We start from the raw sequence: 865 nt of genomic DNA, 5'->3' as shown, positions 1-865 counted from the left end.
AATCACCGGTGATCAACCGAGTGAGGCAACAATTGTGCCGAGAGTTCCCCGAGGCAGCTTTTAAAAACTCCCAGCCGGGAAAGGATGGATTAGTTCCTCTATGGGCATGGCTAGCAAACATCGAACGCCCCGGAGTACGGCGTAACTTTTACTATGACCGACTCTATGACAAGTCAGTAGCACCAGAGTATGGCATCGAAATCAGCCAATTCTCCCAGCGGTATGCTGAACTACTCTGCCAGATCCACGGCTGGGAACACGAAGCGGAGCAGAAACTAGAAGAACTGATTCACCTGTCACAGTTCAAAGAATACAATCGAACCTTCGATAAATTCGGCATTGGACTACGACCACGAGCGTTGCTACTATGCCACATCTACCCACTGAGTAAGTTTGAATCATTAGGCAGTTTTAAAAAACGCTTAGGGATGGCAGGAGACGAGTTAAGCAGCGGCGACCGTAAGGGATGGAACGCCGGAAGCGGTAGTAAGATGTGCCGAACCGAGCTTTACTTATGGATTCTCTGCACCATCGCCCCAGAAAAAAGCCGTCCACGGGGAGGAATCGGAGAAAGGTTAGGAGAATTCTACGACAAGCGCCAGGAGCAATTCGAGCAAAACAACCAAGGCGGGAACCACTTTGGGAAGCTGATTATCAGTCAGACCGCCGCTTACGGATGTAAGTTGCTATTTAAAGAGCTTAAGAAGGCGCTGAAGCTTAAAGGGTAAAAGTTCCAAGCCCGTTATTACCTATGTAGTAACGGGCAAACAATTTTGTACAAAATCCCTAACTACCATCGACAACCCAACACCAAAGCGAAAAGCAACTCCTACCAGCGGGGCAGGAAACGGACAGGGTCGTAAGC

Annotated in this window: 1 protein-coding gene; it reads left to right on the top strand. The window is 49.0% G+C overall.

The genetic code is table 11. The annotated features are described in order from the left end of the window. Window positions 1–728: IS110 family transposase (locus RIF36_RS01660; RefSeq protein ID WP_350149302.1), on the top strand; the 728-nt coding region annotated here is incomplete at its 5' end. Window positions 729–865: the final 137 nt, after the last annotated feature.

Source organism: Imperialibacter sp. (genome assembly GCF_040222815.1).
Lineage (GTDB): Bacteria > Bacteroidota > Bacteroidia > Cytophagales > Cyclobacteriaceae > Imperialibacter.
The sequence above is the reverse complement of the archived record's forward strand: the minus strand, read 5'-3'. Positions and strand labels throughout refer to the sequence as shown.